Source organism: Fundicoccus sp. Sow4_D5 (genome assembly GCF_052116365.1).
In the GTDB taxonomy this organism is placed as follows: Bacteria; Bacillota; Bacilli; order Lactobacillales; family Aerococcaceae; genus Fundicoccus.
Map to the genome: position 1 here is coordinate 57,084 of NZ_JBQKLF010000013.1, position 24,475 is coordinate 81,558.

Annotated in this window: 21 protein-coding genes; 3 read left to right on the top strand and 18 right to left on the bottom strand. The window is 40.1% G+C overall.

Translation table 11 applies throughout. From position 1 onward, the window contains the following. The first annotated feature begins 131 nt into the window (after nt 1-131). The gene (fabV, locus tag ACTQ45_RS12355; RefSeq protein WP_441751053.1) at nt 132-1,328 is read left to right on the top strand and encodes an enoyl-ACP reductase FabV; all 1,197 of its coding nucleotides are present in this window, start codon (nt 132-134) and stop codon (nt 1,326-1,328) included. A gap of 105 nt (nt 1,329-1,433) precedes the next feature. Here the strand turns inward: fabV and ACTQ45_RS12360 are convergent, their stop codons facing one another. The 11 genes from ACTQ45_RS12360 to ACTQ45_RS12410 all read right to left on the bottom strand — a co-directional run bounded on the left by ACTQ45_RS12360 (nt 1,434) and on the right by ACTQ45_RS12410 (nt 14,079). Further along, the gene (locus ACTQ45_RS12360; protein ID WP_373815526.1) at nt 1,434-2,192 is read right to left on the bottom strand and encodes an SDR family NAD(P)-dependent oxidoreductase; all 759 of its coding nucleotides are present in this window, start codon (nt 2,190-2,192) and stop codon (nt 1,434-1,436) included. A 34-nt stretch (nt 2,193-2,226) separates the two neighbouring features. After that, entirely contained in the window at nt 2,227-3,294 is a 1,068-nt protein-coding gene (gene allD, locus ACTQ45_RS12365; protein ID WP_153862383.1) for an ureidoglycolate dehydrogenase, read from the bottom strand. A 1,190-nt stretch (nt 3,295-4,484) separates the two neighbouring features. After that, nucleotides 4,485-4,832, bottom strand: coding sequence for a hypothetical protein (locus ACTQ45_RS12370; RefSeq protein WP_441751057.1), 348 nt, complete (start codon nt 4,830-4,832; stop codon nt 4,485-4,487). A gap of 1 nt (nt 4,833) precedes the next feature. After that, complete coding sequence (locus ACTQ45_RS12375) at nt 4,834-5,271, bottom strand: helix-turn-helix transcriptional regulator (RefSeq protein WP_373815521.1); 438 nt, start codon at nt 5,269-5,271, stop codon at nt 4,834-4,836. A 538-nt stretch (nt 5,272-5,809) separates the two neighbouring features. Beyond that, nucleotides 5,810-7,255, bottom strand: a complete 1,446-nt coding sequence (locus ACTQ45_RS12380; RefSeq protein WP_441763933.1) for a hypothetical protein — start codon at nt 7,253-7,255, stop codon at nt 5,810-5,812. A gap of 562 nt (nt 7,256-7,817) precedes the next feature. Continuing rightward, nucleotides 7,818-8,702: an Rgg family transcriptional regulator gene (locus tag ACTQ45_RS12385; protein ID WP_441751061.1), complete on the bottom strand. Its 885-nt coding sequence runs from the start codon at nt 8,700-8,702 to the stop codon at nt 7,818-7,820. Next, the gene (locus ACTQ45_RS12390) at nt 8,699-9,604 is read right to left on the bottom strand and encodes a helix-turn-helix domain-containing protein (protein ID WP_441763934.1); all 906 of its coding nucleotides are present in this window, start codon (nt 9,602-9,604) and stop codon (nt 8,699-8,701) included. The genes ACTQ45_RS12385 and ACTQ45_RS12390 overlap by 4 nt, the downstream gene beginning before the upstream one ends. Before the next feature lie 607 nt (nt 9,605-10,211). Beyond that, a complete protein-coding gene (locus ACTQ45_RS12395) occupies nt 10,212-10,532 on the bottom strand; it encodes a hypothetical protein (protein ID WP_441763935.1) in 321 nt (106 codons plus the stop codon). 19 nt (nt 10,533-10,551) lie between these two features. After that, the gene (locus ACTQ45_RS12400) at nt 10,552-11,556 is read right to left on the bottom strand and encodes a hypothetical protein (RefSeq protein WP_441763936.1); all 1,005 of its coding nucleotides are present in this window, start codon (nt 11,554-11,556) and stop codon (nt 10,552-10,554) included. 24 nt (nt 11,557-11,580) lie between these two features. Continuing rightward, nucleotides 11,581-12,198: a hypothetical protein gene (locus tag ACTQ45_RS12405; RefSeq protein WP_441763937.1), complete on the bottom strand. Its 618-nt coding sequence runs from the start codon at nt 12,196-12,198 to the stop codon at nt 11,581-11,583. 120 nt (nt 12,199-12,318) lie between these two features. Further along, the gene (locus ACTQ45_RS12410) at nt 12,319-14,079 is read right to left on the bottom strand and encodes an alkaline phosphatase (RefSeq protein ID WP_441763938.1); all 1,761 of its coding nucleotides are present in this window, start codon (nt 14,077-14,079) and stop codon (nt 12,319-12,321) included. 337 nt (nt 14,080-14,416) lie between these two features. On the opposite strand from ACTQ45_RS12410, the gene ACTQ45_RS12415 reads away from it, so the two are divergent. Then, nucleotides 14,417-15,013 carry a hypothetical protein gene (locus ACTQ45_RS12415; protein WP_441763939.1) on the top strand — a complete coding sequence of 199 codons (597 nt, stop codon included), beginning with the start codon at nt 14,417-14,419 and terminating at the stop codon, nt 15,011-15,013. Between the two features lie 85 nt (nt 15,014-15,098). On the opposite strand, the gene ACTQ45_RS12420 is transcribed toward ACTQ45_RS12415, so the two are convergent. The 6 genes from ACTQ45_RS12420 to ACTQ45_RS12445 form a co-directional block, all read right to left on the bottom strand. Further along, nucleotides 15,099-16,043: a glycoside hydrolase family 43 protein gene (locus ACTQ45_RS12420; protein ID WP_441763940.1), complete on the bottom strand. Its 945-nt coding sequence runs from the start codon at nt 16,041-16,043 to the stop codon at nt 15,099-15,101. A gap of 81 nt (nt 16,044-16,124) precedes the next feature. After that, nucleotides 16,125-17,930: a glycoside hydrolase family 2 protein gene (locus tag ACTQ45_RS12425; protein WP_441763941.1), complete on the bottom strand. Its 1,806-nt coding sequence runs from the start codon at nt 17,928-17,930 to the stop codon at nt 16,125-16,127. Between the two features lie 48 nt (nt 17,931-17,978). Further along, nucleotides 17,979-18,362: a hypothetical protein gene (locus ACTQ45_RS12430; RefSeq protein WP_441751078.1), complete on the bottom strand. Its 384-nt coding sequence runs from the start codon at nt 18,360-18,362 to the stop codon at nt 17,979-17,981. Between the two features lie 18 nt (nt 18,363-18,380). Beyond that, nucleotides 18,381-19,226, bottom strand: coding sequence for a carbohydrate ABC transporter permease (locus ACTQ45_RS12435; protein WP_441751080.1), 846 nt, complete (start codon nt 19,224-19,226; stop codon nt 18,381-18,383). Nucleotides 19,227-19,240: 14 nt separating this feature from the next. Beyond that, nucleotides 19,241-20,146: a carbohydrate ABC transporter permease gene (locus tag ACTQ45_RS12440; protein ID WP_441751082.1), complete on the bottom strand. Its 906-nt coding sequence runs from the start codon at nt 20,144-20,146 to the stop codon at nt 19,241-19,243. Nucleotides 20,147-20,220: 74 nt separating this feature from the next. Next, nucleotides 20,221-21,453 carry an extracellular solute-binding protein gene (locus ACTQ45_RS12445; protein WP_441751083.1) on the bottom strand — a complete coding sequence of 411 codons (1,233 nt, stop codon included), beginning with the start codon at nt 21,451-21,453 and terminating at the stop codon, nt 20,221-20,223. A 333-nt stretch (nt 21,454-21,786) separates the two neighbouring features. Here ACTQ45_RS12445 and ACTQ45_RS12450 point away from each other — a divergent pair, with 333 nt between their 5' ends. After that, nucleotides 21,787-22,701, top strand: coding sequence for an ArsR/SmtB family transcription factor (locus ACTQ45_RS12450; RefSeq protein ID WP_441751085.1), 915 nt, complete (start codon nt 21,787-21,789; stop codon nt 22,699-22,701). 138 nt (nt 22,702-22,839) lie between these two features. Here ACTQ45_RS12450 and ACTQ45_RS12455 read toward each other — a convergent pair. Then, nucleotides 22,840-24,475 (bottom strand): Ig-like domain-containing protein (locus ACTQ45_RS12455; protein WP_441763942.1); only part of this gene is annotated, 1,636 nt, incomplete at its 5' end.

Genomic DNA, 24,475 nt, shown 5'->3' on the forward strand with positions numbered 1-24,475 from the left:
CAGCGATTGCACCCCAAACTACTTTGTAATACGAACTATTCGAATTTGAAGTATTACCTGTGTGCTTTTACTCTATCCATCTAAAGAATATTTTGGTATCTTTAAGTTACTAAATATAATTGGAGGTAACTATGCTAAATTTTGAACATAAAATGCGTGGCAATGTGTCGTTTGGTGTCAACCCAATTGGCCTTAAACAAGAAGTTACTAATCAAATTAACTATGTTAAAGAACAAGGATCATATGAAGGTCCAAAGAAAGTCTTAATCATCGGCGCATCATCAAGCTATGGCTTGGCTACACGAATTACTCTGGCTTTTGGAGCAGGAGCTGATACAATCGGTGTGTCCTTCGAGAAGGAACCTAAGTCTGAAAAAAACTTAGGAACAGCCGGCTGGTACAACAATATTTACTTCAAACAGGCTGCTGAAGCAGAAGGTTTAGTTGCTAAAAACTTTGTCCAGGATGCTTTTAGTCATGAATCAAAGCAAGACGTGATTAACTATATTAAAGAAGAGTTCGACGGAAAAATCGACCTCGTTGTTTATAGTTTAGCATCGGGTGTCCGCGTGGATCCTAATACCGGCGAACGCTTCAACTCAGTCATCAAAGCAATTGGCGATACTGTAGTGGGACCACACGTTAATATCCAGAAACAAGAGTACTTGGAACATACCTTGGAGCCAGCGACGGAAGCAGAAATCGCAGATACCGTTAAAGTGATGGGTGGCGAAGACTGGCAATTTTGGATGGACGCTTTAAAAGAAGCAGACGTATTGGCAGATAATGTGCTAACCGTTAATTATTCTTACTTGGGCTCCGCTTTAAACAGACCTTACTATGGTGGCGGAACTTTAGGCCAAGCCAAAGCGGACTGTGAAGTCAAAGCCGAACACATCAATCAGCTACTAGCAGATATCAATGGTAAAGCAACGATTGTGGTCGCAACAGCTGTCACAACAAAAGCGAGCTCGGTGATTCCTTTCTTCCCTGTTTACTGCCTGGGCTTATACCGCATCATGGAAGATAACGGCACACACGAAACGCCGATTATGCATCAAGACCGCATTTATCGCGACATGTTATATGGCGACAAGCCAGAGTATGACGAACAAGGCCGCTTGCGTCCAGATAATTGGGAGTTGGATCCCCAAACACAAGCTGCAACGGAAGCTCTCATCAATACCATTACAGCTGAAAACTTCAACACCCCAGTGACAGGTTACGATACTTTTATTAAGGAGTTCAATGTTAACTCTGGTTTCGACGTGGATGGCTATCAGGCCGAAGCCGTGACACTTGAAGAGTTAATCGCGCTTAAACCTTAATCCCTTCACCCTCCAGACCAAATAGGCAAAATAAACAATAGACAAACAGACAGACCGGCCCTCATTTACAAAGGACCGGTCTGTTTAAATCGCTAGTTAGACTGATTATTTAGTTGCTGACCAACCACCATCAACTGGTAAAGTCACAGCTGTGACATAAGCTGCTTCTTCTGAACCGAGGAAAATAGCTGCGGCATTCAATTCGCCTTCTTTTCCATAACGTCTCATTGGTACCGTGACATCCATATAACCTTGAAATTCTTGTGTATCTAACGTTCCAGAGGTTAATTCTGTTTCAAAGTAACCTGGGCAAATTGTGTTACATGTAATATTGTAAGGAGCTAATTCAGCCGCTACAGCTCTCGAGAAGTTGATGACGCCAGCTTTTGATGCATGATAAGCGGTTTGCAATTGGTTCGTTCCAACCAAACCATACACTGACGAAATATTGATAATTCGGCCATAATTCGCTTCTTTCATCACTCTCGCATAAGCACGTGTCATTTTAAAAACGCTGGTTAAATCTAAATCCATCGTGAAGTTCCAAGCATCGTTGGTCATTTCAGTGATGGCGCCACCTTCACTAGCACCGGCATTGTTAACTAATACATCGACTTTACCGTACGTATCTAGAATGGTTTGCAATGACTGATCGATTTGCGCTTCATCTGTCACATCTAAAGCAACTGCTAAAGCGTCGGCACCGGCTGCTTTTAATTCATTTGCTAATCCTTCTAAACGTTCCACACGTCTAGCCATTAACACTACTTTTGCCCCTTGAGCGGCGAAACCTTTGGCCATTTGCACACCTAACCCACTTGATGCACCTGTAATAGCGACTACTTTCCCTGCGTAATTAAACATAATATTTTCCTCACATTCCTTAGATTTAAATAGCTTAGTTAGCAAAAGCCCCTAGGCCTTCATAATTGTTATAGTGAATATCGTCTGATTTTAGATAGTTGATGATACTTTCTGGAATCTCAATGCCGTTCTTCAAATGCTTCTCATAACGTTGGTTAGACCCTTGACCAGGGTAGCGAACGCTTGAGTAACCTGTTGCTGGTTTGATGTCATTTAATTCTTGCATGGTTTGTGTGATATGTTCTTTGAACATCTCTGCATTACCGAAACGAGCTGGGTCCAAGATAATGTATAATTGACCCAAATTACGGCCGGCATGTAAATCATGATACATGGAACTAACGTGCTTGCCGAAGGGTAAGTTCATTAACATACCTGAGAAAATATCTACCATCATCATCAAGCCATAACCTTTTGGTCCAGCAATTGGCATTAAACCTCTCACCGCATTAGGATCCGTCGTCGGCTCCCCTTTGTCATTAACTGCCCAGTCCGAAGGAATGTCACGGCCTTTAGAACGTGCATCTAAAATTTTACCCCATGCTTGAACCGTTGTGGCCATGTCGAACACTAACGGCGTTTCAGTCGAACTTGGTGCACCGAAACCGATAGGGTTGGTTCCATAGTAAACTTCCGCTCCACCGAAGGGCACTGCCATTGGATCCGATTGTGTCATCGCCATACCGACTAAACCAGCTTCAGCAATTTTACGTAAGTAATAGGATAAAGTACCCGTATGTCCACACTTAGATACGCCCACAACTGCCACACCTGATGCCTTTGCCATTTCAATGGCAGGCTCTAAAGCTAAATTGGCTGCATATTGCCCTTGCGAGTTGTCAGCATGCAAGACAGCTGAACTTTCGCCAGTTTTTTCAAATTTAATTTCCGGCTCACGTGTAATACCGCCTTTATTGATGCGTTCAGAATAATATTCCACCCGGACCGCACCATGTGAATGCACGCCGCATAAATCGGCATAAACTAAATGCTTGGCTGTTTCAACCGCTTGAACTTCCGGCAAACCTGCCAACTCCAACTTAGCCTGAATCAAAGACTCTAATTCCATTGCACTGACATTGATTAATTTTTCTTCTGACATATCGCTCGCTCCTTTTTAATTTAAACTGACTGTCTTTTTCTTCTTTTCATGTTCATAATATCACATATACCCACAAGCTCAATTAGTCATTTCTGCTAAAATCACGACGGAAATTAGTTATTTCATCCAAAATATAACATATGAAAAATCAGCTTACGGATACCTATTAATATAAGCAACTAAACGCTTTCACAAAACAGTGATATCATCCAATTGTCTGGAAGCCTTATATTGTGAATAACATTCATAAACAAGCGTAAATCTTTTGAAAGCACTTGTCACATGATGACACAGGTATTTAGAACAGTCCGCTGCCACCCAGAAGAACAAATGGTCAGCTTTACAAAAATATCTCGTATATCGCAACAAGAAATCTCGTAAACCCTCTAAAAGCACTTGTCACATGATGACACTGGTATTTAGAACTCTATCTACACTTGTCACATGATGACACTGGTATTTAGAACAGTCCGCTGCCGCCCAGAAGAACAAATGGTCAACTTCACAAAAACATCTCGTATATCGCAACAAAAAATCTCGTAAACCCTCTAAAAGCACTTGTCATCTGATGACACTGGTATTTAGAACTCTATCTACACTTGTCATCTGATGACACTGGTATTTAGAACTCTATCTACACTTGCCATCTGATGACACTGGTATTTAGAACTCTATCTACACTCGTCACATGATGACACTGGTATTTAGAATTCTATCTACACTTGTCATCTGATGACAAGTGTAGATAGAACAGTCCGCTGCCGCCCAGAAGAACAAATCGTCCGTAAGGAAACCTCGGACAAAACCCGAGGTCTCTTTAGATTTGCTTGTTTTCTTTAACTCCCACACGACTGTCATACTCTCCCCGTATGACTTCTAAAATATTGCGCAACCATTTGGGTTTGACAGTTTTGAAAAACAAAGTTTTGGTGGATCCAGGGGATCCCTGCCATCTAATAAATCAAAATGTTCCACTACATTCTACGGAATCAGCTCTTCTTCTTTACAAGAGTGACAGATATAGTTCACACTCCCGTTCGTTAAGGCTTCGGTAGAGCGCCTCCCAATCGAAGCGACTTGTTTCAACTAATATAAAAATAAGTTCTACAAAGCTTGACGAATCAACAGTAAACTTCTCATCCCTTATAGCATAAAAAAACCGCTACTAACCTAAGTTAGAGCGGCTGATTTTAGATAACTCGCGAGACCATACTAATATCTTCAATTTTCAAAATCAATGTGAAGGGCTTTTTTTGCTCGATAGTACATTCCACCCAACCATGACTGACCTCGTGAATAGTCGCTTGAACTTTCCCCGGTAAAGATAGTAAATAAAACTGACTACTTTCAAGCTGGCATTCTTGACCAAGCAACTCTTCTAATCGCCTAGCCACTTCTAATTGTTGCGTTAACTGTTCGCGTTCTTGCGCTTGCTTTTTCTTTTGGTAAGTTGGGTCATTGCTTTTAAAGACTTCTATAATGTCATCCAATTTTGAATACAACATCAAACCAATCATAACGATAAATAACCACCACATCTTAGTCATCCTCCTTTTTAAAAGCAATGATATCTTTCAGGAAAAATAAGCGCTCGATTTGTTTGCCACGTTCTGGAAAAATCACTTTGACATGATTGGCATTGACTTCTATAACGTCACACTGCTTCACTTCAGTTTTACTAACCGACAGCCACGCTTGAGATTCTGGATTCAAATAGAGGGTTACCCTTTGACCGACTAATGCCGTTAAAATTTCACTCTGTCTCGTTGTGGGCCGAACCGTCTTCCCGACTAATTCATCTAAAGACACATCAAATAAATAGGCTAATTCGACTGCTTTATCTAACGCTGGTTGGGCGCTCCCGTTTTCCCAATTAGAAATGGTTTGCCTCGAGACCTTTAGTTGCTCAGCAACTTCCTCTTGAGAAAGTCGAGAGTGTTTCCTTAGTTCATAGACTTTTTCATTAAATGTTTTCATTACTGCCACCTCCTATTAAAAGCATACGTGACCACAGTTAAGTTGACTATCAAATGTTCCATTCAATTGCGCAAATATTCCTAACATTTGCCTTTGGATCCTTAGTTATTAAGTAATCGTCAAGGATTATTTGACTTTTTGTACATGTTCTTTATTTGTCGCTCATCACGTTTGACAACTCGTGATGTCAAACGACCACTATCCTTTAGCTAAAAGTGTACCATAAGCTCTTCATACAGTCGCTTTAAAAGCTAATCCCCTATATATTTAAGCCGCTCTACTAACGAATCCCTCCTGTAAATCGCTGTGTAATAACCTCAGAGCTTTGACAGCATTTTTTGTGTCAAATGTAAAAACACTCTACTCTTGCTTTGTCAGCAAAAATTAGAGTGTTTTCAATGGCAGCTATTTGGTAGGCCAGCTTATTTTGAAAGAGGAACTGAAAAGAAAAACTTATACAGTAGCGCATGCTTTGCTTCTTAGCTATATAGTCTAAACGAAGCGTTCATCTTATACAATCAGTTGCAGTAACAACTACTTACCACTGAGCGGTCTCTAATTCTGATTGAGTCCATGGATAAGGCGCTACCGTTAACAGTTCTCCAGTCTCTGGATGGATAACTGTAACTACATTCGTGGTTAAATTAGTCGTATGAGCAGGCGTTGCGGCGTAGAAATACCCCTTCTCATCTGCCTTGATTGGCGGAAGACTAGCGGTCCCATAGCCATTCAAAGGCATTATCATCACTTGAGCATTGGGATAGGTATAACCTTCCATATAAGTTTGACCAATAAAATAACGCTCCAGCGTCAAGAATCCCGAGTCGTTTGCTAAGGCCGTCGGTTGATATTGATAAACATCGAGATCCGTTTCATAAACTAGATTCGAAGACGCATCATAAAGTCGGATCGTAGGCTGGATGGAAACACTCGCACCTGCATCAATCGAGAAGTAGCCTTCTGCATTTGGCGTGGCGTTCATGGTCGAAATCACTTCGTTTGTCATCTGATTGACTGTTGTCACTTGGATACTGTAGGTCGGATTAACAAAGCCCGACACAACGCCTTCCTTTTGATTGACCGGTTCAATCGCAAAAGTCTCCCCATCACCTGTAGAGGTCATCGACCAAGTTACAGGCGGAATATTTCCTCGACGTGGTGACAACAAGCGCCAATCTTCAGGTAATTTCCAGTCTGAGTTGCTGACGACGTCTATGCTGGCCCCCTCGACTATCCCTTCCAATTCTTGACGTGTTTCTAAAGTCGTATACTCTTTTAGTGTCTGCTGATGATTAGTAGAATCCCACAGTAGCACGCTTAGTTTATCTTCTTCATTATAGAAAAAGTATACTTTATAAGTGGTGTCGCTATAGGCTGGACCTTGCGCATCGACGTATGTATTGCTTGTGACTGTTCTTTCTATTTGATGGTTAGACGCAGCCGCCTGTAACTCTTTTGTTTGATTGACCACCGCTACCCCCTCTAAGGGCAGTGCATTCAAGCGCGACTGATTAGGTCCCCAATACACATAGTACATCGTTAACCTACCATTTTCATTGGTCACATCGAAATCCGCATAATCACCTGCCGTATTATCCGCATGGTAAAAAAGTAAACGTTCTGGTAATTTTTTAAAGTTTACTGCATAAGGATAAATTGCTGCCAAGTCATCCTCTGTGGTGTTCGCTTCAAAATATGCCTTTAAGTAGTCTGCGACGATCATACTATAAGCAGTCGAAAGACTCCCTTCAATACCATAACTACGAAAATCATCAAAGTAACCCGTCACTAAAACATTGGCTTCTTCTGCCGCCAAATATTCCTCGGCCTCTTCATAAGTAAACTCTTCGAATAATCCCTGGGTCAGCACTTCAATGACTGCCGCTCGACTTTCTTCTAGCGTTCGAGCGAGCGCCACGAATTGTGACTTACATAGAGTCATAATTAAAGCCACTAATAACATAATCTTTCCATACTTTTTCATATTAAACATCCTTTCACCAAGTATAAAAGAACAGAAGGGAAATTAAACAGCTTCTGTTTCTACTTAAAAGCTAACTCACCCCAGACTCCATCTTAACAAGCGAAAATAGAGTGCGAATAATTTTATCTTTTATAAAAAAAATAGACCGCAACTGAGCTGGTTCAGTGCGATCGAGAGCAATTTATACAACTGACAAACCGGGGAGGTTTGCTTTTCAATTCAAATCCTATGCATTAACTTGAATTGAAAAGAAAATATGTTCATCAAACGAATCGACTCTGTCCTCATGCCAGCAGGAGCTTAGGTTACCTCGCTTGTTAATTATACTGTCCAATTGCTGAATCTTTAGATTCTATCTCAATAATAATACATAATTAGCTAGAGTTTAGTTTTTATTGCATAAATGCACAATATTCACCCTTTTTATAAAAAAACTTTCACTTGAATTGGTAAAAGCTAGCGAAGTTACTCAAAACCTCTAGTAAAGAAGGAGTAACAAGCCAGTTACAATCACCAAACAGGACTTTAAGACTCGCGTATCTTAATGTCCGGTTCTTATAAATTATAAAAGGTCTTGCGTGTCTACTTGCCAATTAAGCTCAGGCAGTTGGTAAATGCGTTGAAGTTCTTGATAGCGGCTTTCTAATCTATTAGCGAAGAAGCTAGCTTCGATGACAGTAAAATTATGATAGAGGCGCTCAATTTTCTGAAAGTCTTCAAGACGGTTTTCTTTCAATACATTGTGCAAAGCTTGAGAAATCGTAAAGTGCCCTTGCACACTGTGAAACGTACGATTAATGGTAAGGACTTCAAGTTGGTCTAACATTTTCTGGGCATTGTTGGTTTCTTTACGTTTTAAAAACTCAAAATGAGCCTCCCCAATTAAGATAATCAGATTCAGATTGCGTTCAAGTAAATACGGTTCAGCCGCTCTTTGATAAGTTCGGTTGACATGGTGGAGAATGACAGCACTCTCCATACGATCCATGATAAAGGTAAACAAATACATTTCTTTAAAGTCCCAATTCTGGACGTTAAAAAGATAGTCCTTGAGTTCCTTTTCTTGTTTGTCAGCCGTTTCGCCTCCCATTCTAAGGCGCAACTGAATCGCCAGCATGCCGTATATATCATAAGTGCGTTTGGCTTTGCTGGTAAATAACTCTGCCGTTTCGCCCATCAGTTTGATATCGTTTTTGGCCACAATTTCTGCCATCAACACCTTATCCTCATTAGAAGTCTGGATATTGTGGTCAAAAAGACCGGCTTCTCTAAAACTCAAATCCATTTGACGCAAGATATAAAGTAACTTATCAATCGCCAACGTCTGGCCTTTATTAATAAAACGTGAATACGAAGAATGCGAGATGTAATCTCCACAGATATCTTGCATCGATAAAGCTTTCTTTTTTCGTAAATTCTCAATCAGATCCTTGTGGCTAGTACTCATTTGCTTGCCTCCAATTCTTGATGGGGGATATTTAATTCGCGACACGTCTGTGCAATGAATCGAGATTGATGAGATAAATTTAAGTCTGAAAAAAAGACACTCAGTTTATTGATTTGGTCGACTGCTCGATCTTCCTCGCCTGTGAAATACAGGTGAATAGTCTGATACAATTTCCGTGACAACTTCCAGCCTAAATCGAGTGAATCAAGGAATATTTCGTCTAACATTTTATAATAACGGTCAGCTTTCTTTGGTTGTCCGGCTGCGAGATGTTTAATATATAGAATGCCACAGACATAATATAAATTTTCAGCTAAGCCGGGTTCCTTAAGATCTGTTAGTTGCTTTAAAGGCTTTTTTACAACCGCTTCAGCATCCTTTAATGTCATATAAGGCAATAAAAGTTTCAGGCCGAAAAAATCATTGTCGCTTAAACTTTTGTATTGCAACATATGTTCTTGGTATTCTTCCAGATACTTTTGACGATCAGGACTTTCTGACAGCTGTTTAGCTAGCGCTGTAGCGACCATTAAAAAACGTTCATCGTGAGTCTGCCACGCTTCATTGGTTTTAGATTTTTTTTGAGCAGCTGTATATCTGGCTTGATAGTCACCGATTAGTTGTTGAACCAAAGCAAGATTATCGTAACCTTTGGCGTTGTTTAACATGGCATAATGATGTTTTATTCTGAAGAAATCTAAATGATCTTGTAAAAACATCGCAAACGTCATATGGAGCCGAAACACTAACTTCATAAAGGAGTCCGACGCCAGAAAGGTTTTCCCACTCACGAACCGAGAGTACGCCGAAGGTGAGATAATCCCTTCACATAACATTTCAACTGTCATATTTCGATTGCGTCTAATATCATCAATCACTCTACCTAAATTTAGGTCCTGCATAGTTGACCACCCTTTTATAAAAAATTCAACACAATAAACCCATTGGTTGGTATATTTACTTCTAATTTTAACATACCTTTGAATGTTTTGATGATTAATTATTTCGTTTATTAAGAATTCTGCTGGGGACAAAAACTAGTTCATTGGATGGCCTATTAGGGAAATGAACTAATCAACGGGTTCAATTTCACTAAAGTATACACACTCCCACTGCCATGCAGGGTTCTCTCTTCCAGCGATTATTAATGGCTTCTATTAAGTAAATATTTCGATTGTTTTTGAAATACTAGTCGATTGATTAGTCTCCTTGAACGCAACAGCTTGTCAATTTTATCAATGGCTCCACCATCTTTTACCAAATAAATCACATCTATTCAAAAAATGCCGTCGCGAATAGCCGACGGCGGAAATATTAGAGTCTTTTCTCATTAAATCTGTCAAAGCGGGAAACTTCTATCAAACAAGATGGTTTGCGCTGCTTTACTTCTCAGTAGATTAACCAAAAGCTGGCTTCTGATTAATGCGCCGAGAACTAGAAGCGAAGAACTCCTTCTGTTGTTAAACAAAAGAGGCTGAGGTTTTCCTTATAACATTTGAAGTAGGTTTATTAATAACGATCGCGAGGAGACTTAGGGTCATGAGGGTCATGACTTGGCACTCTAAAAGGAGAGTCACTTTCTTCTTGTGAAACTTCTGCTGCTTTCTCTTTAGCAGCAGCGTTCGCTCTATAAGTATCACGGTTACGAAGATGGTCTGGGTCATGAGGGACTTTCATAAGGTTGCTGGCAGGACGAGAATTTTCTTTGCCGGTAACCTGCTTTTCTGTTCGACTAGCCTTGTCAGAATGCTTGAGGCTGTTTGGGTGGTGGGGATCCTTGCTCGTTTCTTTTTCTTTCAGGTCGTCAGTGTAATTTTCACGTTTTTTCAAATGAAGGCTCCTTTTCATTTTAGTTGGTGGTCCATTCCTTGGCCGTGTAATGTCCGGTGTCAGTCTGGCGAAATTCGGTCGCCAGGTGGAGAGCCTTGCCGTCATAGGCGTAAAGTAGCGCATCGTTAATCAGCAGCGCATAAGTGGCTTCCGTGTTCGTTAGGGTCGCGTCAACGAGCTCGACCTTCGTGTCTTGCGGGAAACTTGTGTTGGTTTCTAAGTGCATGGCCAGTACTTTCTGGACGAAATCGTTAGGCGTGTCGAAAGCCATCAGAAAATCGTTGTGGTCCTCTAAGTAAGTATCAAAGTTATGTTGCAGGAGTTCGAAGCTTGGCGTGGCAACCAGGAATTCATCGGTATCTTGGTCGACTTGTTCAAATTGAACCAACAATGGTTCGCTAGAGTCGAGTCCAAGCAAATGAGGGACGTCAACCATCACCGCGCCGTCACTGATGTACAGACCAACACTCTGGTAAACGCGGGCATTCTGGTAATTTTCGCGCAAGCCGTAAGCCATCGTCATGTACGTATACAGCCCATCAGGTTGCCCGGCTTCATCCACAAGCACAATCGGCGCAAGGGTTTCACGGATCAAGCCCGACCCCAGACCTCCGTCGATTTCACTTAGCGCGCCCGTCATGAGTGTTAAATCTTGATAGATTGCCGGTGTGCTTTCAAGTTCTCCAGCTGCGTTCACGTAAAAGCGTTGGCCAGCCGTTTCTGGCTGATTCACGAAGTAGTAAGCCAAATTGAAGAGGCCATCTTCTTGTATCATCAAGAGGAGCTTCAAATCGACCCCCAGTTCAGCAATCGCCGTTTCAGTCGTATAAAGACCGACATGTTGCGCGACTGCTTCAGGGGTCTCATACTCAGTGTCGTCTGGGTTAAGTATTTTATCCGGGATAAAATTAGCGAAAGATGCGCCGTGATTATGGTGATGTTCTGACTCTGCAGACGAAAGCTTTAGCGACAAACAGTTGCCAGCTAATAATAAAGCGATGATAAATTTAAGTTGTTTATTCATTGATAGAACTCCTTTATGGCTGAATCAATAAGGATTGATTCCTGGGATATACTCGTAAGTATTACCGTCTTGATCCTTAATAAGCGTATGATTTTCGGATGATTCGAATGTATATAAGTGTTCACCAAACAGATGAAGCTGGTAGCTATCGCCTTCTTGATAGACTGTCGCACGAGCAATCTGATAATATTGCTGGTCATTTTTATGTGTATAGTAAATACCTGGTACACGGTTATCAATCAGCCTTTGAATGTCAGCTTGTGACATTTCTGGTGTAATTTGCTCTGCAATTTCTTGATAGACAGCCTGTAAGTCATAGGCTAAATCGTATCCCTCTAGATAGCGTTCACGTACACTGGCTGAGTAATTCTTTAAATCTGGGTGCGGGAAGGAATGGAACTCTTCCAGAAATTCTGCCCACTCTTGTCCCGGCGTGTCATCATGTAAATGATCGTTCAAGTAAATATACAGCTGATTTTCCTCAAATAACAAACCTTCAATCGCATGTTCACTGGTCGTAACGTAGTAGCCCTGAAAAGGTAAGTCGCTCAATGTCAGAGCTGCTTCTTCGGCTTCAATCGTGTGGCTCGGTACAAACATGGATAAGATGAGCCCCCATTTAAATAAATATCTTTTCTTCATATTAGTTATTGTCCTTCATCCTAGTTTATTTTCTCAGTAAGTAATCGGTCATTCATATCAAAAAGCACAGCGTTTAGTGGATACGCTGCGCTTAATTCTTTTAACAAGCAAACTCTAATATTATTCTGCTGATTCTTCTGTAGTTTCCTCAGTAGTTTCTTCTGTAGCCGCTTCTTCAGATGTCGCGTCTTCTGCAGTTTCTTCAGTAGTCGCTTCTTCTTCTTTGGCTGCATCTGCTTTACCAGTTACTTCAATTTGTGGAACTGCCGTGTCGCCGCCTTGATATAAGCCCATTGCCGCTAACAATTTGTAAGCAACGTCACTGTTTTCAAAGTTTCCTTCAAACATTGCTGCACCTGCACCAATCGCATAAACTGGAACACGTTCTGGTGAGTGGTCAACGGTTGTAAAGGCGAAACCAGCTTTGTTAGCTACTAGACGCGTTGCTGCAATCGAGATTGGTAAGTAAGAATGGTAACCTTTGATAACGTCTGCTTGACCCGCATTACGCTCATCATAAGTTAACATTGATTGATCGAAAGCATAACGTAATTCTTCCAATTCCATCGCCGTAATCGTCATTGGGTCCACTTCTTCTGCTTCTAATTCAGCTTTTTGCGCATGAGTTAAGACCTCTTCCGTTACGTCTAAGTCAAAAATAAAACCAAAGTTTTCTTCTAAAACTGGTACGAAATCTTCAAAAGTCATTTCTGGATTCTCTTCTTGAGCTGCCGCAAAAATGCCATCGAATACTTCTTGAGAAACCACTTGGTTGTCGATTAAGTGGAAGTAGCTGTTGTAGCCAGTCTCTGAGTTACCAATCGTGAATCCACCCGTTGGATGGTCAGCCGTCACAACGATTAAAGTATCCTCTGGGTGCTCGTAGTAGAAATCAACCGCTTCTTGGATTGCATCTTGGAAGTCGATGACTTCTTTGATTGCGGCAGCCGCATCATTTGCATGTTCCGACCAGTCAATTTTTCCAGACTCAGTCATCATGAAGAAACCTTCTTCGTTCGTATCTAAGACTTCGATTCCTTTAGCCACCATGTCCGCTAAAGTTTGTTCGCCTTCTTCACGGTCCATCGCGTATTTCATTGCAGTACCCGATAAAACTTCAGCTGGTGCGTATACTTTACCAGTTTCAGCGGTAACCGAATCGAAAGCTTCTTGCGTATCAGCAACTGTATAGCCGTTTTCTTCTAAAATTTCGTATAAATCTTGATCCGAGCCTTCGCTACCTGTACGTTGGCCTAATGAGCCACCAGCGAAATAATCGAAGCCTGACGCAGCCATCTGTTGACCAATCTCGTAATAGTTATTTCGATGTTCAACGTTTGAATAGAAGGCAGCTGGCGTTGCGTGGTTCAACGTCACTGTCGATAAGATCCCCACTGACTTGCCGCTTTCTTTTGCTTTTTCAGCAATTGATTCTGTTTGTTCTGTAAAGTCTGGTGTTAAACCAATCACGTTTGAATTGATCTTCACGCCATTACCAAAAGCAGTGGCCGTTGCAGCTGAATCTGGCACATAATGGTCAGCATCTGTTGGGTTTTGTAAACCAATGACAGGAAATTGCGAGAAGTTTAACGGTTGAGCCTGAGCCATTCCAGAACCTTGTGCGCCATTGTCTGGACCTAAGTAGTATTCTGCAGCGGAAACTGGAATATTCCCCATGCCGTCACCGATAAATAAGAAAACATATTTCGCTTGGTTTTCGTTCACTAATGATAAATCTTCTGTTAACGCGCGACCTTCCTCTAACGTCACAACGGGTAAGTCAGCAAATTGACCCTCTTCTTGCTTTGCAGATGCCATAACTGGTGAAGCTACTGAAAGTAAAACCGACGCGCACATTGACAATAATAGTGATTTTTTCATTTTACAAAAACTCCTTCAAATAAGTGATATGAATTTCTTCAATTTAAATACTAACAAAGCTTTGTAAAAACTCTGTAAATTTTCCCCTGCCTATTGTAAAGATTAGGTCATGATTATGTAAATTCGACCTAATAACCTTTAAACCGTGTGAGAACACCCTTTGGGAAAAATAAATCCTTCAATCACTTGTAGTCCTTTGCGCCTCCCCAGACGATGGTCCAACTGACGCTTTGAAAAGTACTATAATAAGTCACACAATTTTACTACCTTGTCTCATTCGGCTTATGTATAATAGCAATAAGTACAAATTAAAAACCTAAATAAAGGAGTGATAGTCGTGGAAGACTTTACCGTTATTGAGTATGAAATTGACTTAGCGTCCTATCAATTGGAAGCATTTGGCATTGATAATTTAACTAATATTTTCTGTACCCTGTTTGTAGACACAGAGTATGTCATGATGAATGATGATGTTGTCGAACTAATACCTAAAGAAGCCAAATTATTGCAACGCCATCTGGATAGACAGATGTTCAAAACGATTCATACTATTGAACATAAAAACCTGCGTCGTTTGGTTTTTCTGGATGAAATAATCCAGACCATCGAAAAAGAACTATTATTATACAGCGAAAAACACCCCTTTATTCAAGTAGTGGAAATCAGCATTGATACCGTGGCGACAACTTACAGCAATCCACTCTTAATTGAGACGCTTGATGATTTTTACGACGAAGCCACGCTAGACTTTAAGGAAATGATGAACATGACCTCAGATAAAGAATTCGCGGATTTCTTTATGGATAACTTGTCGCTACTCGATTCAGTCGAAGATGATTTTGATGATGACGTCTTTGATGAAGAGGACGACGATGACACGCCGGGTAATGGAGACAATGTTTTGAAATTCCCTTTTGGCGGACGCCCCTTTTAATTCGCAAGAATTAATAAGCATAGAACGATAGCAATCGTTAAATACGCAAAAAGACAGACTAATGATAGTCTGTCTTTTTGTGATATTAATGAAGCTCTGTTTCACCTGATGTCGGTCCTTCAATTTTCATCTCGCCGTTTTCAAAATATAAACGATCGATGGCCGGGCGACGATTACCACTTGGATTATTTGCGTCAGTATGAATATGATAGACTGCGTACAGTGTCTCATTATCGAGTCCAAGGGTCACACTATTGTGTCCGGGGCCTGAAATCCCGTTTGCTAAATCAGAAGATAATATTGGATTCGATTCACTCTTAACAAAAGGCCCTAATGGGTGTTCACTGACGGCATAGCCTACCGCATAATCGGGTCCTGCATAAAAGTTAGCCGAATACATTAAGTAATATAAATCATCGTGTTTAACCACGTAAGGCCCTTCATTCCATTGGAATTCGGCTCCTAATCCTTCCCACTCTTGATCCGGTCCAAAAAGAAAAACAGGATCGCCTATTAGGTTTAATAAATCATCCGACATTCCTTGAACGTACATATGACTCACGTGATTGCCATCAATGATGTTCTCATAATTATCTTTGACATAGTAGAAGTATGGCGTCCCATCCTCATCGATAAAGAAATGCCCATCAATATAGGAGCCTTCTTCCGCAAGCAAATCAGGATTGGCATCCACAAAGGGTCCTGTCGGCGAATCGCTGGTGGCTATCGCAATTCTTAAACTATCCGTTTGATTACGCGCACTGTAGCTCATATAATAAGTTTCGCCGTATTTAATCACTTCCGGCGCCCAGAAATCGCCTCTGGCCCACATTTTTGACTGAATATGATCATATGCAAGGCCATATTCTTGCCAATCCACTAAGTTCGTTGACGTCCACACTTTAAAACCAATATCTGGAGCGGAAGTCGCATACATGTAATAGGTCTCATCATCCTTTAGAATAAACGGATCACCAATATCTTGCATAGTCCCAATCGGATTTTGATAAGTTAAAGATTCTGCATTCATTGTTCTAACGCCTCCAAAGCATAAAGTTACTAACAGCAATAAGACTATTGAACCTATTTTGTTCATATTATCACCTATTTTCTATTTGGGCGAAACCATATTTGGATGGTACTGACTGTTGATTTCTTTGATTTTATCTAAGGAACATTTCGGTTGGCGATCATACGTTAAGAGTCCATTTATTTCTTGTTCCACATCATAAAGTTGTGTGTAACAGAATCCAAAAATAACTTCTGAATTGAACACTTCTTTAACAACACGTTCATACTCGAGGACAAAATCTTCCTCGGAATTCACAGTGGTATACCCCCATCCGGCTTGCTCTCCAACTTTATAACCAATACCTCCAAATTCAGTCAGCAGAATCGGTTCTCCTTGATGAGTAAAGCCTTCCGCATAAATGGCACGATTGGCTGATTGTGAGGATAAAATCCCTGATTTTGTGTGGATGTCTTCTATATATTTATCAAATTTTTTCACTTCGGCCACTTGTCCATGCTGATAATTGTGCACAGCCGCAATATCTGATTCAGTCATTTCCCAGCCATCATTTGAAATCACTAGGCGACTTGGATCCAATGCATGTAGAAGATGATAGAGTGCTTGAGTGTAATGTTGTTGTTGGCGGTCGCGACCAATTTCGCCTATTCCCCAGCTTTCATTGAAAGGCACCCAGGTCACAATTGACGGATGGTTATAATCTCTTTTGACAATTTCTTTCCATTCATTCGTGACATAATCAATGGATTCCTTACTAAAGTAATGCGCCGACGGCGATTCTCCCCAAACCAGAAAGCCTAATTGATCTGCCCAATATAAAAATCTTGGATCTTCAACTTTTTGATGTTTACGACAGCCATTGAAACCCATCTCTTTAGATAATTCAATGTCACGTTTTAATGCTTCATCTGAAGGGGCGGTCATTAATGACTCTGGCCAATACCCTTGATCAAGAATTAGCTTTTGATAATAAGGTTTATTGTTTAAGTAAACCATTCCTTTTTCGGTATGAATTTTCCTCATACCGAAATATGAGTCCACTTGATCTAGCACTCCCTCTTCACCAATTAATTTAAAGTGAACATCGAAGAGATTAGGGCGTTCGGGCGACCAATACCAGCCGCTATCATGGAAGGCGGAACGAAACACTTTCTGTTGATTCAATTGAACAATAATTTCATTAAAATTTGATTTAATTTGCCATTTTCCTGCTGCCACAACAACATCCTTAAGTTTAATTTCATAAGCAATCCACTGATTTTCTACATAATTCACTAAATCAACGGTTACCTTAACTGATCCATCGTCAATATTTGGTGTAAAAAGAACGGTGTCGATATAAGTGTGAGCCACTCTTTCCAACCAAACGGTTTGCCAGATGCCTGTAGTATTGGTATACCAAATGGAATGTGGTGTCTCATCCCACGTTTGTTTGCCACGCGGGATCCGTTCATCATAGCGCGGGTCATAAACGCGGACAGTTAACACTTGTTCTAACAATTCTTCTGCAATAAAGGGACTAATGTCGATTGTAAATGGCGTATGCCCCCCAATATGATGGCCGACCATCATACCATTCAAAAAGACCGTCGCTTCATAGTCAACCGCTCCAAAGTGCAGTAGGACGCGCTCTCGTTCTGCATCGGCTTCAAGCTCGAACCGTCGCTTATACCAAACAATTTCATGGGTTTCTTGACTATTGATCCCACTTAATTCCGTTTGATAGACGAAAGGGACATTGATTTGTTGATCGAATGTGCGATCACTTTGATACCACTTTTCAGCCATCCCTCGATCATGATCGTCGAAAGCAAATTCCCATACACCATTTAAATTCATCCAATTATCGCGTACAAACTGCGGTCTAGGATATTCTTCTCTTTTCATTTGACTGCTCCTCCATACAATTATCTTGAGCTTTACTAAGTAAACATATTAATTCATCTCTTCTAATTGAATCATCCGTATTGATTTGTTTTTAGCTAAGGTGAGCGTCGTTGCAATAATTAAACCCATCATGCTCACATAATCAGCCAACAATAAGAAAACGACTATTAAAATCACCCAAAATAGGGCCATTTCTTTTTGCAAACTGCCATCTGTTACATATTTATGCGTTAGAATCATGTTAAGTACGCCAATCGTGACGTAGGCCATTCCATAGGTAAACACAAACATTCCAAACATTGACTCGCTTGGCGCAACCGCTGTAAACGTCGAGGTTATATTTAGTAAATACATGCCAGCCGTAATCGCACCTGTAATGATTTGCCAACTACTGGCTAAATAGATAAAGAATCTTTCCAGCTTTCTACTCATGATTATCCTCTCCAGTGTTTAACCTTTTAATCCTGCTTCTAAAGATAAAGACTCCATAAAATACCTCTGTGCAAATAAATACAATAAGAAAGTCGGTACAATCGCAATCACTGCCCCCGCCGTGCCTAAGCCAGGAAACGTTCGATATTGACCTTGTAATAGCTGCAGTCCCGGTGTAATCGTCAATTTCTCTACCCCACTCATGATGATAGAGGGCCATAAGAAGTCATTCCAAGAACCTGTAAAACTAAACAAGCCAGTTACAATCAACACTGGTTTTAGAATAGGTAAAATAATCCGATAGAATATTTGAAAATCGGATGCCCCATCTATTCGAGCAGACTCATCAAATGATTTAGGGATATTTAAAGCAAATTGTCTTACCAAAAAGACATTTCCGACACTACCTGCACCTGGAACGATGAGCGCTAATTTATTATTGACCCATCCTAGTTCATGCATAATATCGTAAAGAGGAATTAAATTGACAATTCCCGGAAACATCATTGACGCAAGCAAGAAAGAAAATAATAGATCCTTTCCCTTAAAATCCAAACGTGCATAGCCATAAGCAGCTAGCGATGTGACAATCAACACGAGCATAACGTGACTGACGGATACCGTGACTGAATTAAAGAACCAACTGATAATCGGAGTCGATGGATTTTCGAATAGAATTTCACGATAATTTTCAATCGTCCAATTAATCGGCAAGAAACTGTAACCTAATTGTCTAATTTCGGCTTCTGGTTTAAATGAAGTCAATAAGCCCCAAATAATCGGATAAAGCCAAGCAAGCACAGCTAGTACCAATAAAAGATAGACTAGAACACGCGAAAGAGTTATTTTTTTATATTTTTTCATGTCACTCAGCTCCCCTAATCCTGTCTTCTCATAAGAACAAATTGAAAAATTGAAACGACCATAATACACAAGCCTAGCATAACTGCCATGGCGGAAGCGATTCCTGCACGAGCCATTCCACTACCGAAAGCATTTTGTTGAATGTTCATAATTAAAACTTGCGTTGAACGGTTCGGTCCTCCACCCGTTAACATTAAGGGCTGACCGTATACGTTAAATTGAGCGATTGTTGTCATGATCGTTGTATATAAAATCTGAAATCGGATACTGGGGATCACGACTCGCGTTAATTTCTGAAAACCATTGGCCCCGTCCAATTCAGCCGCTTCTAACATGTCGTTTGAAACGCCACTTATTGCTGCTTGATAAATCACTAAATTGCCACCAATTGTCCACCAGATAGTGACCACTACTAAGGAAATCCAAGCCCAAGGTTGATTACTTAGTAAGTTGATGTCTAAATCAAAATAATCATTTAGTGGACCATAAGAGATACTCAGTAAAAATTGCCAAATAATCATAACAGCAGAAATAGCGAATAAAGAAGGCACGTAAAATACCGCTTGAAACAAACGGTGTAACTTAGGTTTAGTCGATAGAACGGTTGCTAGAACTAATGGTACCAAAATACAAAATGGGACTGATATTAATACAAAGAAAAATGTATTCTGCAGACCATTCCAAAACTGATTATAGAAACTTGAATCTTGGTTAAAAAGAATCGTTTTAAAGTTTTCCAAACCAACAAAGACTGGATCTGTAAATAAATCCCAATCAGTAAATGCAATATAAATTCCATAAGCAAATGGAATGAGAGTAAAAATGAGGAAAATCAATAAATGTGGTCCAATGAAGAAAGCCGGTAGAAAACTAAACCTTCTTCCTTTTTTATTGACTTGAGTCATTTGAGTTTTTTCCATATTAATCACCCTTTTTTTCAAGAAAAGGAGGATGAGTCATCCTCCTTCATGCTATTGATGTTATTTCGAATAGACTAATAGCCCATTGTATCGTTGACGATTTGTTGGATTTCTGTTAGTTTTTCTTTAATATCAACATTACCTTCTAAAACATCCCACGCAGCTGCATCGATCTCACCAAAAATATGAGAGGAGCCTTCATCCGTTACAATTGTAATGGCTTCCCTTGCTTCAGGCGTTTGTATTAAGAAAGATTGTGGCATTGCTAAATATTCTTCATTTTCTAACATAGCTAATGATGCAGTGTTTTCACCTGATGTTAACCAAGTCATTTGATTTGTTCTTAACCAATCAACAAATTCAACTGCTGCTTGTCTACGCTCGTCCGGTCTATTCTCGTCAACAAACATCGCAAATTGGGACGCACCACTCGCTTGTACAATATTTTCTGCATCCCATTGTGGTGTAAATGTTTGTCCCCACGCAAAATCAGTAATCTCTTCCATTTGACTTAACATCCATGTACCTTCTGGCAAGAAGATTGTTTCACCATTCATAAACTGAGCCACAGTATCTTCTCCGTTTTTGTTAGTGTGACCTGCTTCATACATACTCTTGAAGTGTTCGAATGTAGCCACTGCTGTGTCGTTATCTATTGTCAAGAAACCTTCCTCATCAGAGAATTTCCCACCCATTTGTAAGTACAGGTTATTAAAGTTCTGCATTGGCCAACCAAAACCATAAGCTATAATGCCATCGTCTTTCGCTGCTTCACCAGCCGTTGTTACCTCTTCATAAGTGATAATGTTATCCTCTGTCGCTCCAGGCACGTATTGATCAACTAAATCTTGATTATAATACATTACCCAAGTTCCCATTGTTGCTGGAAGACCATACTGAGACCCTTCCACTGTTCCCACGTCCCAAGCCTCTGCTAAGTAATTCTCTGCATTCACATCTGTACCATCAATCAATGCATCCCAAGGTTCCAATAGACTTTGACCTACATATTGGGAAACGGTCTCAGACGCTACTAAAGCTAAATCCGGAATCCCTTCACCCGAACGAGTCGCAGTAACCAAACGGCTATTTAATGTGCTGCCTTCCATTGCTAATAATTCTACTGGGTAAGCTGGATTAGTTGCGTTATACTCGTCAATATTCTGTCTAATTAAATCACCATCTGGTCCTGTTACTCCACTCCATACCGTAATGACATTTTCCTGTGCGTTCACTTGCTGAGGGTTAAGTTGTACAACGAAAGAGAAAACCATAACTATCAAAGTTACTAAACTAAATTTTTTCATTAAATATTCCTCCATTGAATTGTATTTTTAAATTTTGGACATAAGATGATTTTGACTATGCGACAGACACCACTGACTTCCACAAACCTCCCCTCGAGACTTCTACGCTAGCTCAAAGATACAAATTAACCTATGAGTCAATTCATTCAGCAGTAATTTCCAACTTCACCCAAAGTATAAATGCTAAATCTTTATATTGCAAACGCTTACCCAGTGGTTTAGACTGTATTTATAGAATAAGCAAGGGCTCTGGGTTATCACCAAAAATCTCTCGGAGCTATTAACCTATTGGTAAATCACCTACAAATAAAATAACTAAAGCGAGGAATATTCATGGAAATCGATACACAATTAAGCTCCTTACCTATCCTAGAGGCCCTAGCAAGCGAGTCTCGTTTGCGAATTATCAACTTACTTTCAAAAGGTGAATACAATATAAAACAACTAGCAGAAATGCTCTATCTTTCAAGTGGGATTGTTACAAGACATGTCAAGCAATTAGAAACAGCAGGTTTAATTGAAACTCAATTAATGTCTACCCAATCTGGAAACCATAAGATTTGTCGATTAGCGATTGATGAATTGTATATCCGCTTTCCAGGTCATGTTTTTCCACATTACAAAATACATCAAGAAAGCATACCCGTGGGTCACTTTACTGATTACTACGCTACGCCAACTTGTGGCTTGGCAACATACGAAAGTTACATTGGTGAACTTGATCAACCTATGCATTTCATGGATCCTCGAAGAATGGATGCAGATATTGTTTGGCTGACTAAAGGTTTTTTAGAGTATAAAATTCCCAATTATTTAATAGTCCAAAAGCAAAAACCGGAACTGCTGGAAATAATCTTAGAGCTAGCTTCTGAATTTCCCATCTCGAATAATAATTGGCCCTCGTCTGTTGCTTTCCATATAAATGATACGTATGTTGGTAATTGGACAATCCCTGGAAATTTCTCTGATGTACGAGGCAAGTTAAACCCCGACTGGTGGCCTGACCGGAACAGTCAATATGGTTTACTAAAAACATTGCGCATCACGCCTCATGAAACATTAGTTGACGGTGAGCCAATCTCACAAGTTAATCTGAATGACATCAAACTAGATGGCACACTCATCAAAATTAAACTCGAAGTTGAAGAAACTGATTATGCTGGAGGTATGACTATTTTTGGAAAGCGTTTCGGTAACTATCCACAGCATATAATTTATAAAATGTATTATTCTGAAATTTCAGAGTAATTTATATTCAATTTAAAAAGAGGTTGCAAATTTTTGGGTGTTGGTGAGGAAATCCTCACTGACACTCTTTTTAATTTTGGATACAAAAAGAGGTTCCTCCACTTAGGGAAGAACCTCTTTTGATTTTACTCTTAATATTTAACGTCTATGACGCTTTGTTTGTTTTACTATTAAAACCACTCCGAAAGCTAATATCACTAAGCCTAACACAGTTACCCAAACCATACTGTTTTCACCAGTATTTGGTAACTTACCATCTTTAGTTTTACCTTTCGTTACTTCTGTAGATGAACTTTCTTCTGCAGGTTTCTCTTTCTCTTGCCCTACAGCGACTAATTCATCAATTGCAGCTTGAGTGGTTACTTGACTTTGATCAATTGAAGAAATTGAAATATAACCACCTTGTTCAATTGTTGTTAGATAGGTCGTTAGGACTTGAACTTGTTTGATTACAGCTGCTTGAGCTTCATCGAACGTCAAAGGCTGAGCAATCCAACCATCAAATAGTGCCCTAGTAACTGCTTCTTTTGCTTTATAAGAAGCGATTGCGGCTTTCGCTTTAGCTAACATTACTTCTAAAGCTTTCACCTGTTCTTCAGAGTTCTTCTGCACGACTTGATAAATCATCGTGATACTTGTTTGATCTTGTGATGCTGTCACAACAAGATTTTCAGGAGCAGTGAATTCATGAGCACCTTCAATTCCATCTAACTTAACGTCTGATGTTGTTAAAGCTTTAACAGTAAATTCTTCTCCGTCTTTCACTTTGATTGTCTCGCTAGCAAGTTGTCCTTTAAGTCCTGTTGGTTGATTATTTAGACTGATACCTTGCCACTCATGTTTCACTTCAATCGATAATTCAACTTTTTCTGCTGGAGTCTCATCATCTTGATCTGCTTCTTCAACCAATACATAATATGAGAAGTGAGTGACTTCAAAAGTATAATACTCCCCATCGACGAACCCTCTTAATTCTTCTCTTGTTACAGTTTTATCATTGAAATAATACATTTTTAATTTTGACGCATCATAACCTTCTGGAATCTTAACGGATACCATCAGGGGTGCATTCGGTTGGACGGCAATGTTCTCTTGCTCATTGAATAAACTAATATCAAACATTGTCATACGACCCTTAGTCAATGTATTCATTTGTTGATACGCGACAGCGTCTTCTTTAATCGGTTTTACCCTTAAAGTTGCCCCTCTTGGAATGCCAGTAGACGGACCAGAAACCTTAACGATTTCTCGATAGTTTTCATCTTCTACTTCGATAACTGGCGCATTATTTTTCACTTCTACTTCCACTTGAACTTTTAATCCATTATGAGTTTCAGCAGTAATCACTGCCTTACCACTAGCAATCGCATAGACCTCACCGTTTATTACATTCGCAACCTCTGGCTTAGATGAAGTCCATGTAATCGCTTGGTTAGTTGCATTAAGTGGTTTAACAGTGGCGATTAATGATGAAACTTCACCACCAGATAATATCAGTTTATTTTCTATTAAATCATCACCGCTCACTTGAAGGTCTCTTACTTCAATTGAACTTGTTTCTTCGTCTGAACTTGTTTCTTCGTCCGAACTTGTTTCATCTGAAGGCTCGTCGTCTGAACTTGTTTCGTCATCTGAACTTGTTTCTTCGTCTGAACTTGTTTCTTCTGAAGTCTCATCGTCTGAACTTGTTTCTTCGTCCGAACTTGTTTCATCTGAAGTCTCATCGTCTGAACTTGTTTCTTCATCAGAGCTTGTTTCATCTGAAGACTCGTCG